General features: G+C 71.2%; 13 protein-coding genes. 5 read left to right on the forward strand and 8 right to left on the reverse strand.

Going from position 1 to position 16,018, the window contains the following annotated elements; all coding sequences use genetic code 11:
- The first annotated feature begins 161 nt into the window (after positions 1 to 161).
- From hutU to hutH, 3 genes are read left to right on the forward strand one after another with little or no spacing between them, the layout of a single operon-like run.
- Entirely contained in the window at positions 162 to 1,943 is a 1,782-nt protein-coding gene (gene hutU, locus JOD52_RS02995; protein ID WP_204408753.1) for a urocanate hydratase, read from the forward strand.
- Entirely contained in the window at positions 1,940 to 3,217 is a 1,278-nt protein-coding gene (locus JOD52_RS03000; RefSeq protein WP_204408754.1) for an amidohydrolase family protein, read from the forward strand. Before hutU ends, JOD52_RS03000 begins: the two co-directional genes overlap by 4 nt.
- 54 nt (positions 3,218 to 3,271) lie before the next feature.
- Positions 3,272 to 4,855 carry a histidine ammonia-lyase gene (hutH, locus tag JOD52_RS03005; protein WP_204408755.1) on the forward strand — a complete coding sequence of 528 codons (1,584 nt, stop codon included), beginning with the start codon at positions 3,272 to 3,274 and terminating at the stop codon, positions 4,853 to 4,855.
- A 49-nt stretch (positions 4,856 to 4,904) separates the two neighbouring features.
- Here the strand turns inward: hutH and JOD52_RS03010 are convergent, their stop codons facing one another.
- Together JOD52_RS03010 and JOD52_RS03015 are read right to left on the reverse strand one after the other, a co-directional pair.
- Positions 4,905 to 6,113: a pyridoxal-phosphate dependent enzyme gene (locus JOD52_RS03010; protein ID WP_204408756.1), complete on the reverse strand. Its 1,209-nt coding sequence runs from the start codon at positions 6,111 to 6,113 to the stop codon at positions 4,905 to 4,907.
- 103 nt (positions 6,114 to 6,216) lie between these two features.
- Entirely contained in the window at positions 6,217 to 7,023 is an 807-nt protein-coding gene (locus JOD52_RS03015) for a CPBP family glutamic-type intramembrane protease (protein ID WP_204408757.1), read from the reverse strand.
- A gap of 274 nt (positions 7,024 to 7,297) precedes the next feature.
- Between JOD52_RS03015 and JOD52_RS03020 the strand changes: the two genes are divergently transcribed.
- Together JOD52_RS03020 and JOD52_RS03025 are read left to right on the forward strand one after the other, a co-directional pair.
- Positions 7,298 to 8,578 (forward strand): histidine kinase, encoded by a 1,281-nt coding sequence (locus tag JOD52_RS03020; protein ID WP_204408758.1) that lies wholly within the window; start codon positions 7,298 to 7,300, stop codon positions 8,576 to 8,578.
- Positions 8,575 to 9,294, forward strand: coding sequence for a response regulator (locus JOD52_RS03025; protein WP_204408759.1), 720 nt, complete (start codon positions 8,575 to 8,577; stop codon positions 9,292 to 9,294). The genes JOD52_RS03020 and JOD52_RS03025 overlap by 4 nt, the downstream gene beginning before the upstream one ends.
- On the opposite strand, the gene JOD52_RS03030 is transcribed toward JOD52_RS03025, so the two are convergent.
- The 6 genes from JOD52_RS03030 to JOD52_RS03055 form a co-directional block, all read right to left on the reverse strand.
- Entirely contained in the window at positions 9,251 to 10,141 is an 891-nt protein-coding gene (locus tag JOD52_RS03030) for a putative RNA methyltransferase (RefSeq protein WP_204408760.1), read from the reverse strand. The two genes, JOD52_RS03025 and JOD52_RS03030, sit on opposite strands and share 44 nt — an antisense overlap.
- A gap of 19 nt (positions 10,142 to 10,160) precedes the next feature.
- Positions 10,161 to 10,493, reverse strand: coding sequence for an MBL fold metallo-hydrolase (locus JOD52_RS03035; RefSeq protein WP_204408761.1), 333 nt, complete (start codon positions 10,491 to 10,493; stop codon positions 10,161 to 10,163).
- Between the two features lie 171 nt (positions 10,494 to 10,664).
- On the reverse strand, positions 10,665 to 11,411 hold the full coding sequence (locus JOD52_RS03040) for an ATP-binding protein (protein ID WP_338124028.1): 747 nt from the start codon (positions 11,409 to 11,411) through the stop codon (positions 10,665 to 10,667).
- Positions 11,408 to 12,970: an IS21 family transposase gene (gene istA, locus JOD52_RS03045; RefSeq protein WP_204408388.1), complete on the reverse strand. Its 1,563-nt coding sequence runs from the start codon at positions 12,968 to 12,970 to the stop codon at positions 11,408 to 11,410. The genes JOD52_RS03040 and istA overlap by 4 nt, the downstream gene beginning before the upstream one ends.
- Before the next feature lie 159 nt (positions 12,971 to 13,129).
- Positions 13,130 to 13,447 carry an MBL fold metallo-hydrolase gene (locus tag JOD52_RS03050; protein ID WP_204408762.1) on the reverse strand — a complete coding sequence of 106 codons (318 nt, stop codon included), beginning with the start codon at positions 13,445 to 13,447 and terminating at the stop codon, positions 13,130 to 13,132.
- 125 nt (positions 13,448 to 13,572) lie between these two features.
- Entirely contained in the window at positions 13,573 to 15,936 is a 2,364-nt protein-coding gene (locus JOD52_RS03055) for an ATP-binding cassette domain-containing protein (RefSeq protein ID WP_204411455.1), read from the reverse strand.
- Positions 15,937 to 16,018: the final 82 nt, after the last annotated feature.

Genomic DNA, 16,018 nt, shown 5'->3' on the forward strand with positions numbered 1-16,018 from the left:
AGCTGGCCCCATGGTGGCACCTCCGCACCGTACATACCTCCCCCGGCCCCCGTTCCCTGTCTGTCCGGTATCCCGGACAGGACCCCGTCGTCAGCTCTCGCCCCCCTCCCGCCTCCGTGCTGTGCTGGTGGGGTCCCACCGCTGCGACCCAGGAGCACCCGATGAGCCTTCCCGGCGCCCGCCCCGTCCGCGCACCCCGCGGCACCGACCTGACCGCGAAGAGCTGGCAGACCGAGGCCCCCCTGCGGATGCTCATGAACAACCTCGACCCCGAGGTGGCCGAGCGCCCGGACGACCTGGTTGTCTACGGCGGCACCGGCCGCGCCGCCCGCTCCTGGGAGGCCTTCGACGCGATCGTGGAGACCCTCACCGACCTCGAGGACGACGAGACCCTGCTGGTGCAGTCCGGCAAGCCCGTGGGTGTGCTGCGCACCAACCCCTGGGCCCCACGGGTGCTGCTGGCCAACTCCAACCTGGTGGGGGACTGGGCCACCTGGCCCGAGTTCCGCCGCTTGGAGGCCGCGGGCCTGATGATGTACGGACAGATGACCGCCGGCTCCTGGATCTACATCGCCACCCAGGGCATCCTCCAGGGCACCTACGAGACCTTCGCGGCGGTGGCCCGCAAGCGCTTCGACGGCACGCTGGCCGGCACGATCACCCTCACCGGCGGCTGCGGTGGCATGGGCGGCGCGCAGCCACTGGCGGTCACCCTCAACGGCGGGGTGTGCCTGATCGCCGACGTGGACCGCAGTCGCCTGGAGCGCCGGGTCTCCAAGCGCTACCTCGACGAGATCGCCGACGACCTCGACGACGCCGTGGCCCGCGCCAATGCCGCCCGCGAGGAGAAGCGCGCGGTGTCCGTCGGCATCGTCGGCAACGCCGCCGAGGTGTTCCCGGCACTGCTCGAGCGCCACCGCGCCGGCGAGATCACCATCGACGTGGTCACCGACCAGACCAGTGCCCACGACCCCCTGTCCTACCTGCCGCTCGAGGTGGACGTGGAGCACTGGCAGGCCGAGTCCGAGGCCGATGCCGAGGGCTTCACCAAGAAGTCCCGCGAGTCCATGGCCCGCCAGGTGCAGGCCATGGTGGAGTTCCAGGACGAGGGCGCCGAGGTGTTCGACTACGGCAACTCCATCCGCGACGAGGCCCGCCACGCCGGCTACGACCGCGCCTTCGCCTTCCCAGGCTTCGTCCCCGCCTACATCCGCCCCCTGTTCTGCGAGGGCCTGGGACCGTTCCGCTGGGTGGCACTGTCCGGCGATCCGCAGGACATCGCCGTCACCGACGCCGCGATGAAGGAGCTGTTCCCGAAGAACGAGCACCTGCACCGCTGGCTGGACGCCGCCGGTGAGCTGGTGGAGTTCGAGGGGCTGCCGGCCCGGATCTGCTGGCTGGGCTACGGGGAGCGCCAGCAGGCGGGGCTGCTGTTCAACGAACTGGTGCGCGAGGGCAAGGTGAAGGCCCCCATCGTGATCGGCCGCGACCACCTCGACTCCGGTTCGGTGGCCTCCCCGTACCGGGAGACCGAGGGCATGCTGGACGGCTCCGACGCCATCGCCGACTGGCCTTTGCTGAACGCCCTGACCGCCACCTCCTCCGGTGCCACCTGGGTGTCCATCCACCACGGCGGCGGCGTGGGCATCGGCCGCTCCATCCACGCCGGGCAGGTGGGCGTGGCCGACGGCACCGACCTGGCGGCCCAGAAGCTCGAGCGGCTGCTCACCAACGATCCCGCACTCGGCGTGATCCGCCACGTGGACGCCGGCTACTCCCGCGCTGCGGACGTGGCACGTGAGCGCGGGGTGCGGGTGCCGATGGAGCCCACCATCCGCGACAGCGGGGACCGGAATGACACCGTCGACGGCAGCACGACCGATGGCTGCACGGTCGACGGCAGCACGGTCGACGGCAGCACGGCTGACGGGACTGCCCAGTGACCGCCACCCTGCTCACCGGCATCTCCGAGCTGTGGACCCTGGACCCGGCGCTGGAGGACCCGCAGGCCCTGCCCGCAGGCGCCACCGAGGGGCAGGTGATCGCTGATGCCGCCCTGGTGATCGACTCTGGCCGCATCGCCTGGACCGGCCCTGGCGCCCAGGCCCCCGCGGCCGACGACCAGGTGGACCTGGGTGGCCGGGCCGTGCTTCCGGGCTGGGTGGACTCCCATACCCACCTCGTGTTCGCCGGGGACCGCTCCGGCGAGTTCGAGGCCAGGATGGCAGGGGAGTCCTACGCCGCCGGGGGCATCGCCGTGACCACCGATGCCACCCGAGCCGCCAGTGACGAGGAGCTGCTGGCGCTGCTGCGCAGGCGGATCGTCGAGGCCGCCCGCGGCGGCACCACCTGCCTGGAGACCAAGACCGGGTACGGCCTCACCGTGGACGAGGAGGCCCGGGCTGCCCGCCTGCTGGCCCAGCTCCATGCCGCCGGTGAGATCGACGAGATCACCTACCTCGGCGCGCACCTGGTGCCCGCGGAGTACCAGGGCCGGGCGCAGGAGTACGTGGACCTGGTGGCCGGTCCCATGCTCGAGGCGGTGCGCGATGCGGCGGGGCCGGCGCTGCGCTGGATCGACGTGTTCTGTGAGGACGGTGTCTTTGACCCCGAGCAGTCCGCCCGTGTGCTGCACGCCGGCATCGAGGCCGGCCTGGGCCTGCGGGTGCACGGCAACCAGCTGGGCCGCACCGGCGGCGCACAGCTGGCCTGTGAGCTGGGGGCGGCGAGCGTGGACCATCTGAACCACCTCGACCCCTCCGACATCGACGCCCTCGCCGGGACCGCGAGTCTGCCCGTCGCGCCCGGAGCGGCCCCCGGGCAGCTCTCGGTACAGCAGGGCCCCACCGTCGCGACCGTGCTGCCGGCCTGCGACCTCTCCACCCGCGCCCCGCTCGCACCTGCCAGGTCACTGCTCGACGCCGGGGCCCAGCTCGCAATCGCCTCGAACTGCAACCCCGGCACCAGCTACACCTCCTCGATGGCCTTCTGTGTGGCCACCGCCGTGCTGCAGATGCGCCTCACCCTGGCCGAGGCCGTCCGCGCTGCCACCCGGGGCGGGGCTCTGGCTCTGCGTCGCGACGACGTGGGCCACCTCGGCGTCGGCGCTCGGGCGGACCTGCACGTGCTGGACGCCCCCGCCGCCATCCACCTCGCCTACCGTCCCGGCATGCCGCTCACCCACGCGGTGTGGCGGCGCGGCAAGCAGATCCTCTGACCCGTCGGCGCCCCATTCGCCTCGTCGCTTCCCCACCCAGCCCCAGGAGCACCCATGACCTCCCAGCCCGCCTCCCGCACCGCCTCCTCCGTTGCCCGGCAGCCCGTCACCCTCGGCACCGACGGTCTCACCGCCGCCGACGTCCTGTCGGTCGCCCGCCACGGCGCACCTGTGGACCTCGACCCCGCTGCACGGGAGGAGGTGGCCCGGGTGCGCGCCCACGTCGACGCGCTCGCCGCACCCGGTCACGCCCCCGTGTACGGCGTCTCCACCGGCTTCGGGGCGCTCGCCGACACCGCCATCGAGCCAGTGATGCGCGGTGCCCTGCAGCGCTCGCTGATCCGCTCCCACGCCGCCGGCGCCGGCCCTGAGGTGGAGACCGAGGTGGTGCGCGCCCTGATGCTGCTGCGCGCCCGCACCCTCGCCTCCGGCCGCACCGGCGTGCGGCCCGTCGTGCTGGAGAACATGCTCGCGCTGCTGAACGCGCACATCACCCCGATCGTCCACGAGTACGGGTCCCTGGGCTGCTCCGGAGATCTCGCACCGCTGTCCCACTGCGCCCTGGTGCTGATGGGGGAGGGGCGAGCCCGGGACCGCGACGGCACCGAGCGCCCCGTGCGCGAGCTGCTCACCGAGGCCGGCATCGAACCGGTGGAGCTCGCCGAGAAGGAGGGACTGGCGCTGATCAACGGAACCGACGGGATGCTCGGAATGCTGCTGATGGCCATCGCGGACCTCGATGACCTGGTGCGCCTGGCCGACGTCACCTGCTCGCTGACCGTGCAGGGCTTGCGAGGCCGCGACGGCGTGTTCCGCCCCGAGCTGCACGCCCCGCTGCGCCCCCACCCGGGGCAGGAGGCCTCGGCCGCGAACATCCTCGCGCTGCTGGAGGGCTCCCCGATCATCGCCGACGTCGCCTCCGAGGGGTCCCGCGTGCAGGACGCCTACTCCCTGCGCTGCGCACCCCAGGTCGCCGGCGGCGTGCGCGACACCATCGACCACGCCCGCACCGTCGCCGACCGCGAACTGGCCGCCTCCATCGACAACCCCGTCGTGCTCGAGGACGGCACCGTCACCTCCAACGGCAACTTCCACGGCGCCCCCGTGGCCTACGTGCTGGACTTCCTGGCCGTGGTCGCCGCGGACCTCGCCTCCATCGCCGAGCGACGCACCGACCGGATGCTCGACAAAGCCCGCTCCCACGGCCTGCCGCCGTTCCTGGCGGATGACCCGGGGGTGGACTCCGGCTTCATGATCGCCCAGTACACGCAGGCCGCCCTGGTCTCGGAGATGAAGCGCCTGGCGATGCCCGCCAGCGTCGACTCCATCCCCTCCTCGGCGATGCAGGAGGACCACGTCTCCATGGGCTGGCACGCCGCCCGCAAGCTCCGCACCAGCGTGGAGAACCTGCGGCGGGTGCTCGCGATCGAACTGCTCACCGCCGCGCGTGCGGTGGACCTGCGTGCCCCGCTGGCGCCCTCCCCGGCGGGCCTCGCCGCGATCGCCGTGCTGCGCGAGACGGTGCCCGGACCCGGCCCGGACCGGTTCCTGGCCCCGGACATCGCCGAGGCCGAGGAGCGGCTCCGGGACGGCTCGGTGCTGGCCGCCGTCGAAGGGGTGGTGGGGCACCTGCGCTGAGCCCCGGCAACATGCACTGAGCTACGGGCCGTGGCGTCCGGTCCGGGTCTCAGCGCCCCTCGGTGCTCACCAGCACCACCCGGGAGGTGGGCCCCAGCTCCAGCGCCTCGGGCATCGTGAGCATCGCGGTGACGGCGGCGGCCGAGGCCGCACCGCAGGGTCCGGAGCGCACCCCGTCGGCCTGCAGGTCCTCGATCGCCTGGGCAGTCTCCGCATCGGTGACGCCGATCCCAGCGTCCAGGCCGTCCTTGATCGCCGGCCACGCCAGGTCGGAGAGGGTGCCGCAGTTCAGACCCGCCATCGTCGTCACCACGTCGGCCGGGACCATGACGGGTTCCCCGGCGGCGAGGGACGCTGTCGCGCAGGCGGCGCTGACCGGTTCCACTGCGAGCACGCGCGGGCCGTCGGCACGGGAGCGGGCATGAGTGAGCGCGGCCTGCAGCAGGGACCCCACCCCGGTGGGCACCACCAGCAGATCGCGCGAGGTGAGCGGACCGCCGGCAGTCCCATCGAGTGCGTCGTCGATCTCGGCGAACAGGGTGGCGTACCCCTCGTTGATCAGGGCCGGGATCTGCTCGTACCCGTCCCAGGCGGTGTCCTGGACCAGCAGTTCGCGCTCGCCGATGCTCGCGGTGGCCTCCCGTACGGCGTCGTCGTACACCCCGCCGTGCTCCACCAGCTCGGCACCCTCGGCGCGGATCGCCTCCAGGGCCGGGGCCCCCACCCCGTCGGGTGTGTAGATGCGGGCGTCAAGGCCCAGCAGACGGGCGAGGTGCGCGAGGGCCCGACCATGGTTGCCGTCGGTCGCGGTGACCAGGGTGAGACCGCTCCCGTCGGCCGCGTCCTGCAGTTCCTCCCAGGAACCGGCGGGCCTGCGCCCCACCGCGGCGGGAACCGCGTGGGCCACAGCCCAGGATGCCCCCAGGATCTTGAACGCCGGCAGACCGAGGCGGGCGGACTCGTCCTTGACCAGCACCTCGCCCACGCCCCAGCGCTGCGCGAGACCCGTGGCGGGCAGCAGTGGGGTGGACGCGTAGCCGGGCAGGGAGCGGTGGAAGGCCGCGGCAGGAGCGGCAGCCTCGCCTGCGGCACGAGTCGTGCCGGCGGTGCCGGTGGTGTCGGCGGTGCCAGTGGCTCCGGCAGCGTGCTGCGCGCTCCGCACTGCTGTGCCGCGTCGCGCCCATGGGCGGCCACCGGGGGACCCCGCCGCGGAGGTGCTCGGTGAGAGGGGGGTGCGGTCAGCGTCGTTGCTGGTCATCTGTCACTCCTGCGATGAGAGGGCCTGCCTGGACCATACGGTCACCGGTGCCCCGATGCCAGTCACGGTGCCCCGATGCCGGTCACGGGTGCGCCGCTGCCGGTCACGACCCGTAGGGGCCGTGCTCGCGCACCTCGTCCCAGCGCCGGCGGGGGATCAGCACGGCGATCACCACCCCGACCGCCGTGTGTGCCAGGCCGAACATCAGCCATACCGCGGGCCCATCGGCCGTCAGGCCCAGCAGCATCGTGACCGCCATCGCCAGGTGGAAGCCGCCGTGGATGCCGACCGCCGCCCACAAGGATCGCAGGGCGATGGCCAGGAACCCGGCGCTGATCGCGAAGCCGAACGGGAGCGCCAGGTACAGCAGCCGCTCGACCGCGTCCTGCTGGCCGCCGCTCGAAGCCAGGTGCGGGATGGTGAACACGACCGCCGCGATCAGCACCGCGAGCACGGGCCGCCGACGCAGGGTCTGCAGCAGGTAGCCGCGGAACAGCACCTCCTCACCGATGCCCTGCAGCAGGAAGGAGCGCACCAGGCTCACCGCGATCACCGTGAGGAGGGAGACGCCCGCCATCTGGGCGGCGAGCTCCTCGGGCAGCACCGAACGGCCGATGCCCAGTGCCTGCGCGGAGCCCTGGACCAGCAGGGCGATCACCTGAGCGATGCCGTACCCGGCAAGCAGCGCGAACAGAGCCCGCCTGCCCGGGCGCAGCCCCAGGGACCGGAACGGCCTGCGATCCACCCACCGCACCAGCGCCCAGGAGATCAGCACATACGCTGCCAGCACCACGGCCGCGTAGACCGTGAAGGCGAGGATCGGCGTCAGCCCTCGCCCCTCCATGATGTCGGCGAATCCCGGCACCAGCATCAGGACCAGACCGGCCGAGGCGGCGGGCAGGAACAGCACGCCGGGCACGGCGGCCCGCGCCCATGCCGGCAGGCGCGGATGGGTGGGGGACGGTGGCGAGGGGGACCGGGTCGAGGAAGTCGGGAGCGGGGGAGTCGAGTCGGAGCAGGGCGTGGGTTCAGTTCTGGTGTCCATGGCCTCGACGCTACGAACGGGGTTGCACGCCTCTCGCGGCCCTGCGGTCACGATCCCGGCGACCGCAGGATGACCCGCGGCACCGTGATCATGACCCCGGTCATGGGTCCGTGCCGCAGCGAGGCTCTACGGTGGGATCGTGCCCTCCGACATGCCTGATGCGCCCCTGATCCGGCGGATGCTGCCCCCGCTGCAGCTGGTCTCGCTGGCGTGCCTGGTGCTGGCGGCGGTCGGGGTGCTGGTGTCCGAGCCGCTGTGGTCGCCCGGCCAGCTGCAGGTCGCAGTGGTGTACGCAGGGATGGCACCGGTGATCGCCATGGCATGGTGGATGCGCGCACGCGCCGGGACTGCCCGACGCAGGGCGATCCTCAGCGCGGCGGTCGCGATCGGGCTGATCCCGGTGGCCGTGTCCGGATCGGTCGGCTTCACCATCCCCGTCCTGGTGCTGGGGGTGGCGCTGCTGGTCGTGGACGTCGGTCGCTCCGCAGGCGCGGTGGCAGCGGCGGCGGTCGTGATCACCGGGACCGTGCTGCACGGGATCGGGGAGACCGGCTGGGTGGTAGGCCTTCTCAACTCGGTGCCGATCGCCATCCTGCTGGGCTTCGGCATCGCCCTGGGAGAGCTGTTTCGGGCCTACCACCAGGCCCACCATCGTGACCTGCGTGCCATCGCCGAGCGGGACGAGGCACTGGACAGGCTCGAGAGCGCGCTCGCGCGGCTGCGTCGCACGGCGGAGATCGAGAAGGAGCTGCTGCTGGCCGACGAACGAGCCCGCTCCGCCCGGGACCTCCACGACGGTCTCGGCCACCGGTTGACGCTGATCTCCATGAGCCTGGAGTTCGCGGGACGTGCGAGGCAGAACGACCCCGAGGCGGCCTGGGCCGAGGTCGCAGGCGCCGATGCCACCGCGCGCGAAGCGCTCGCCGAGATGCGCACCTGGGTGCGGGCACTGAGCCCCGTGAGGGATCCGGATGCGACCGGCGTCGCCGCACTCGAGGCGATCGCCGAGTCCTTCCGCGGCACCGGGCTGGAGGTGGACGTGGATGCCGAGGGCGAGGAGCCCGAGCTCGGTCAGGACGCCTCCCTGCTGCTGTACCGCGCCGCTCAGGAAGGGCTGACCAACGCTCTGCGCCACAGCCGGGCCTCCCGGGTGAGGATCAGCGTGGGCATCGAGGGGCAGGACGTGGTGATGCGCATGATCAACGACATCGCGCCGTCCCTCGGCCATGGCGTCCCCGTGGGCGCGGCCACTGCGGGATTCGGTCTGCGCGGGCTCGCCGCCCGGGCCGAAGCACTGGGCGGGGGCGTGACCGCGGCTCGTGAGGGCGACAGGTTCGTGCTGTGCGTCCGCATCGATCGGGGGCGTGCCGCCGGTTTCGCCGATGGCATGGCCGCGCGGAGCGAGGAGGCGGCGCGATGAGCCCGACGGTGCGGATCGTCCTGGTCGACGACCAGCAGCTGCTGCGCAGAGGGATCGCGATGCTGCTGTCCACCGTGGACGGTATCGAGATCGTCGGCGAGGCGGCCGATGGGCGCGAGGCTCTCGCCGTCATCGCCCGCTTCACTCCCGACGTGGTCCTGGCCGATGTGCGCATGCCCGGCATGGACGGCATCGAGCTGGTGGCCCGCTGCGCCGCGGAGCACCCCGAGCTGCCGGTACTGCTGCTGACCACCTTCGACGGCGAACTGGTGGTGACGGGAGCGCTGGCCGCGGGGGCGGCCGGGTTCCTGCTCAAGGACACCTCCACCGATGCGCTGGCCGACGCGATCCGGTCCGTGGCCGACGGCGGGATGGTGATCGACCCCCGCGTCGCGCGCATCGCGATGCGTCGGACAGGGCCGGAACGCTCGCCGAACGGCGGCGGCGAAGGAAGCGGGGGCGCATCGGGCGGCGAGGGGTCGGGAGCCCTGGCGGTGCTCACCCGCACCGAGCGCCTGGTGGCCGAGCAGGTGGCCGAGGGACGCAGCAATTCCGAGATCGCCGCCGAGCTGGTGCTCGCGGAGGGGACCGTGAAGAACCATGTCTCCTCACTGCTGCGCAAGCTCGAGGCCCGGGACCGCACGGCGCTGGCCCTGAGCCTCTACAAGGCGCTCAACGCTCCGGCAGCACCCGATGGGAGCTCGCCACCACGCTGACGGTCACCGTCAGGTCCGACGGCACCGCGGCCTCGAGCTGCCCGGCATCGACGTGGCGGGCACTGGGCGTCATCCTCACCAGGTCACGGGCGGATGCCGCTGTCAGGTCCACCGGGTACCGCAGCTCCTCGGTGCGCTCCGTGCTGAACAGGGGATCCAGCACCCGGTGCAGGCGCTCCTCCTTGTGCGGGTCCAGGGAGACCATCCCGGGGACCACGTCACGCAGCTCGGTGAGGTGCCCCGGTGCGGGCCGCACCACCACCAGCACGCCCTCGGGCGTCAGCACCCGTGCGAACTCGGCCGGGTTTCGGGGGGCGAACACGTCCAGCAGCACCTCCACGCTGGCGTCCCGCAGGGGGAATGGTGAGAACACGTCCCAGCTGGCCGCGGCGGCACGTTCATGGGCGCGGGCCGCGAACCGCAGGGCACGCGTCGAGGTGTCCAGCCCCAGCCCTCGCGCCGAGGGCAGGCGCTCCAGCAGCCCCGCCAGGTAGTAGCCGGTGCCGCAGCCCACGTCCAGCACGGCGGGAGGAGCGCCCGCAGCACTGCGTGCCCCCACTTGGCTGCCCACCAGCTCGGTGATCAGGTCCCGGATCGGTGCGTAGGCGCCGCTGCCGAGGAACCTGTCCCGGGCCCGCGCCATCTCGTCGTCGTCCCCGCTGGTCGCTGCGGTGCCGGTGAGCAGGGAGGCGTAGCCTGCCCGCGCCACGTCGAAGGTGTGCCGCACTGGGCAGCGCAGGGAGCCGTCGGCCGGGGCCAGCTGCTCCCCGCAGCGGGGGCAGCGCAGCAGGTCCAGCACCGCCGTCAGGGCTGCGGGCAGGGCGCGGGGACCGGGGGGAGCAGGCATCGCTCCAGCGTACGCCCGGTTATGTCTGCTCCCACAGTCCCCGGTCGTGGCTGTTGATGATCCGCACCGAGGGATCGACGCGCACCAGGGCGGAGAGCCGGCGCTGCGTGCTGCGCAGGGCTGGTTCGTCGTGCGCCAGCAGGCCCTGCCGCAGCCGCACGTCCGGTCGCATCGATCTCTCCTGCAGAGAGAGGGCCGAGTGGAAGGCGTCCCCGGCATGCAGCAGCCAGCCGTTGCCGGTGGGGAGTGCCACCCCGGCATGACCGGCGGTGTGCCCGGGCAGTGGCACCAGCAGCATCCCGAGCGCCACCGCCGACAGGTCGACGCATCCCTCGAAGCCCTTCCAGCGCACGGCTCCGGGCCGGTGCGGTGTGATCCGGGGGCCGTGCGCCCACTGGGAGGGGCGGTACTGAGTATTCGTAGTCGTGGGAGCCACCGAATCTTGCTCTTGGGGACCGCCGATCGTGCCGACGGGGGCCAGTAGCCGCCGCGGTGGGGACCACTGGCTCCCGCCGGCATCGGGTCACTGGGGCAGTGCGGTGTGTTCTCGCATGTTCCTGTCGCCGGTGTCGATCCAGATTGTGTTGTGCACGATGCGGTCCATGATCGCATCGGCGTGGACTGCTCCACCGAGCCGGGCGTGCCAGTCCTTCTTCGGGTACTGGGTGCAGAACACGGTCGAGCCGGTGTCATAGCGGCGCTCGAGCAGTTCCAGCAGCATCGAACGCATTCCCTCGTCAGGATGGTCCAGCAGCCACTCGTCGATCACCAGCAGCGAGAACGTGGAGTACTTCCGCAGGAACTTCGTCTGGCCCTGCGGCTTGTCCTTTGCCAGGGCCCAGGCCTCTTCGAGGTCGGGCATTCGGATGTAGTGGGCTCGGAGCCGGTGCTGGCAGGCCTGCTTCGCCAGCGCGCAGCCGAGGTAGGACTTCCCTGAGCCGGTGAAGCCCTGGAAGACCACGTTCTGTTGCCGCTGGATGAAGGAGCAGGTTGCCAGTTGCGCGATCACGTTCCGGTTCAGTCCCCGTTCCTCGACCAGATCCAGCCGCCGCAGGTCCGCTCCGGGATAACGCAGCCCCGCCCGGCGGATCAGACCCTCGACCTTTCCATGATTGAAGATGGAATGCGCCTCGTCCACGATCAGCTGGAGCCGTTCCTGGAACGACATCCCCAGCACGTGAGCCTCATCCTGGGCATCGATCGCGTCCAGCAGCGCGGTCGCGCCCATCTCGCGCAGCTTCCGCTTCGTGTCGTTATCGATCACGCTCACCGGACACCTCCGGCGTAGTAGTCGGCGCCACGGACGTATCCGCCGTCTTCCGCGGGTTCCTCGCGGGGTGGACGCAGGGCGGCGACCTTGTCCTGCCCGGTGGCCAAGATCGGGTGCAGATGCGCATAGCGCGGTGAACGGACCCGTCCCGTCAGCGCGAGTGCGCAGGCCGCCTCGACCCGATCTACGGAGAAGCGGCGAGAGAGCCGTAGCACCGCCAACGCGGGATCCAGGCCCTGTTCCACGATCGGCACGGACTCGAAGATCCGCTGGATCACGATCACCGTGGCCGGCCCGACCCGATCTGCCCACGCCCGCACCCTCTGCGCGTCCCAGGCCTGGAAACGCTCGCCCGCAGGTAGGTCCGCGTCGTTGGTGCGGTACTCATTGCTCGCGGTCTCCGGGAGCAGCAGGTGACTGGTCAGTCGCTGGCTGCCCTGATAGATCTCCAGCGTCCGGGCCGTGATGCGCAGATCGACCTTCGCGCCGATGTGCGCGAACGGCGCGGAGTAGAAGTTCCGCGCGAACGTGACGTGCCCGTTCCTGCCCACTCGTCGTCCGTAGTGCCATGTCGAGATCTCGTAGGGCACCGCCGGCAGCGGCGTCAGCAGCGGCCGCTCCTCCGCGTCGAACACGCTGGCGCGGGATCCGGGCCGCTTCTGGAACGGCTCCGCGTTATAGGCCTCCATCCGCTGCCCGATGGCGGCTGCAAGTTCGGGCAGGGACGTGAATCGCTGATCCCGCAGCCCGGCGATGACCCAGGTCGCGACGTGCGCGACGGTGTTCTCCACGCTCGCCTTGTCTTTCGGTTTCCGCACCCTCCCCGGGAGCACCGCCGCCGAGTAATGCGCTGCCATCTCGCGATACGCATCGTTCAGGACGATCTCGCCCTCGCGGGGGTGCTTCACCACACCGGTCTTGAGGTTGTCCGGAACGATCCTCGGGACCGTCCCGCCCAGCGCCTCGAACATCGCTACGTGCGCTCGCAGCCAGGACTCCTGGCGCATATCCAGCGCCGGGAAGCAGAACGCGTAACGAGAAAAAGGCAGGCAGGCAACGAACAAGAACACCTTCGAGACCTCGCCGGTGACCGGATCGGCCAGCTCCATCGTGGGGCCGGACCAGTCGACCTCCACGCTCTGGCCGGCCTTGTGACCGACTCTCGAAGCGGCACCGGTGACCATGACGTGGTGCTGGTAGGTGCGGCAAAACCGGTCATACCCCATCGCCGGATCCCCAGCCGCCGTGGTCGCGTCGAAGTACTCGCCGTGCAACAGCTTCAGCGTCACGCCGACCCTGGCCATCTCTCGATGGACCTGTTCCCAGTCCGGCTGTGCGAACACGCTCTCGTGCTCGCCCCGGCCCGGGAACAACCGGGCATACACCTGCTCATCGGCGACGTCCGCGATATCGCCCCACCCGATCCCTGCAGCGTCAGCGGCCTCGAACACCGCCCTCACGGACTTGCGGGACATGCCCTGCGAGGACGAAATCGCTCGCCCCGACAGACCTTCTGCGCGCAGCTGGAGCACCAGCTTCGCCCTGATCTTCCGTACCATTCCAGATTGCTCCTTCCGCCGCGTGCCCTATACACACGGCGGAAGGAGCGTAGACAGAGCGGCCCCAACGACACCACTGGTGGTCCCGAACGACGCCACCGCTACGGCAGCGACGTGGCACCCGAACCCTCGATCAGCGGACCCCAGCGAGGCGAATATTCAGTACCGCTGGGCCTCCAGCAGTCCCTGTGGATGCTGGATGGCGCGCTGCTCGGCCGCGAGCAGATGGACCCGGGCGTGCGGCAGGTCCACGAGGCCACCAGCATGGTCGAGGTCGCCGTGGGTGAGCACCACGTCGGTGACCGCGGCGGGGTCCAGTCCCAGGGAGCGGATCCGGGCAACGGCGGTCTCCTCCGGGCGCAGGGCCGGCCGTAGCAGGTGCCGCACCGGGCCCAGCCGGGAAGGGGTCAGCACGTCCGCGCTGCCGAACCCGGTGTCCACCAGCACCAGGCGCCGCCCCACCTCGATCAGCAGCACATGGCACACCATCGACTCGCCCGGGGGGGCGCAGCGTGCCGCAGTTCAGGTGGTGGATGCGCATACCCCACTCTGGCACGGCCGGCATCGCTGCCGCCCGGCCACCGTGGCCCTGCTGCGGCGATTCAGCCTCCGACGTACTCGCGCAGGTGCTCGCCGGTCAGCGTCGAGGCATCGGCCACCAGCTGGGCGGGGGTGCCCTCGAACACGATGCGGCCGCCCTCGGCCCCGGCACCGGGACCCAGATCGATGATCCAGTCCGCGTGCGCCATCACGGCCTGATGATGCTCGATCACGATCACCGTCTTCCCGGAGTCCACCAGGCGGTCCAGCAGGCCCAGCAGCGCCTCCACATCGGCCAGGTGCAGTCCGGTGGTGGGCTCGTCCAGCACGTAGATCCCGCCCTTGTCGCCCATGTGGGTGGCGAGCTTCAGGCGCTGCCGCTCACCTCCGGAGAGGGTGGTCAGGGGCTGGCCGATGGTGAGATAGCCCAGGCCCACGTCGTCCATGTGGACCAGCAGCTTCGCGGCGGCCGGAACCTTCGCCTCGCCGGAGGAGAAGAACTCGCGGGCCTCGGCCACGCTCATCGCCAGCACCTCGGCGATGTCCTTGCCGCCCAGGTGGTACCCCAGCACCGCCGGCTGGAACCGCTTGCCCTCGCACTCCTCGCAGGGGGTGGCCACCGTCTCCATGAACCCCAGCTCGGTGTAGATCACCCCGGCGCCCTTGCATGCTGCGCACGCGCCCTCGGAGTTGTTGGAGAACAGGGCGGGCTTGACCCCGTTGGCCTTGGCGAAGGCCTTGCGGATCGGCTCCAGCAGCCCGGTGTACGTGGCGGGGTTGGAGCGGCGCGATCCGCGGATCGGAGCCTGGTCCACCACGATGACACCCGCGTCCTTCGGCATCGACCCGTGCACCAGGGAGCTCTTGCCGGAGCCGGCCACCCCGGTCACCACCGTCAGCACCCCCAGCGGGATATCGACCGACACGTCGCGCAGGTTGTGGCGGGTGGCCCCGCGGATCTCCAGGGCACCGGTGCGCTCGCGCACCTGCTCCTTCAGCTGCACGGTGCGGTCAAGGTGCTGCCCGGTGAGGGTGTCGGAGGCCCGCAGACCCACCAGGTCGCCCTCGTACTGGATCTGGCCGCCGTGGGCACCGGCGCGCGGACCCAGGTCCACCACGTGATCGGCGATCGCGATGGCCTCCGGCTTGTGCTCCACCACCAGCACCGTGTTGCCCTTGTCCCGCAGCTCCAGCAGCAGTCGGTTCATGTTGGCGATGTCGTGCGGGTGCAGGCCGATCGTGGGCTCATCGAACACGTAGGTGACGTCGGTCAGTGCCGAGCCGAGGTGTCGGATCATCCGGGTGCGCTGGGACTCACCGCCGGAGAGGGTGGAGGAGGGGCGATCCAGGGCCAGGTAGCCCAGACCGATCATCACGAAGGAGTCCAGCAGCGTCGAGAGGTTCTCCAGCAGGGGTGCGACCCCACGGGAGGAGTTCTGCTCGCGCAGCCGTCGTACCCAGTCGGCCAGGTCCGTGATCGGCATGGCACTGGCATCGGCGATCGAGATCCCGTCGATCCGCGAGGTGCGGGCGTGCTCGGCCAGGCGCGTCCCCTCGCACTCGGGGCAGGTGATGAAGGTGACCGCCCGATCCACGAAGGCCCGGATGTGGGGCTGCATCGCGTCGCGGTCCTTGGAGAGCATGGACTTCTGGATCTTGGGGATCAGACCCTCATAGGTCATGTTGGCCCCGTCGATCTTGACCTTCACCTGCTCCTTGTACAGGAAGTCGTGCAGCTGGCGCTTGGTGAAGGAGGCGATCGGCTTGTCCGCGGGGAAGAAGCCGGAGGCGGTGAACAGCTTCACGTACCAGCCGTCCGCGGTGTAGCCGGGCACCTTGAGGGCGCCGTCGGCCAGGGACTTGTCCTCGTCGTACAGCTCGGCCAGGTCCAGGTCCGTCACCTGCCCCATGCCCTCGCAGCGTGGGCACATGCCGCCCACGCGGGTGTAGCTGGCCTTCTCGGCAATGGTCCTGTCCCCGCGCTGGACGGTGATCGCTCCGGAGCCGGACACGCTGGGCACGTTGAAGGAGTACGCGCCGGGGCCGCCGATGTGCGGCTCGGCGAGCTTGGAGAACAGGGTGCGCAGGTGGGCGCCGGCATCGGTGATGGTGCCGACGGTGGAGCGCACGTTGGCACCCATCCGCTCCTGGTCCACGATGATCGCGGTGGTGAGCCCGTCCAGGGAGTCCACGTCGGGCCTGGCCAGGGTGGGCATGAACCCCTGCACGAAGCTGCTGTAGGTCTCGTTGATCATCCGCTGGGACTCGGCGGCGATGGTGCCGAACACCAGGGAGCTCTTCCCTGATCCGGACACCCCGGTGAACACTGCCAGGCGCCGCTTGGGCAGATCCAGGGACACGTCCTGCAGATTGTTCTCCCGTGCCCCGCGCACCCGGATCAGGTCATGGGCATCGGCGGGATGCACGTCCCCGGTGCGGTCGTCATCGGCGGCAGCCGGACGCGCGGAGGAGGCTGCGGTGGAGGGGGAGGTGCCCGAAGGGTGATTC

The organism is Brachybacterium muris (genome assembly GCF_016907455.1).
Lineage (GTDB): Bacteria > Actinomycetota > Actinomycetes > Actinomycetales > Dermabacteraceae > Brachybacterium > Brachybacterium muris.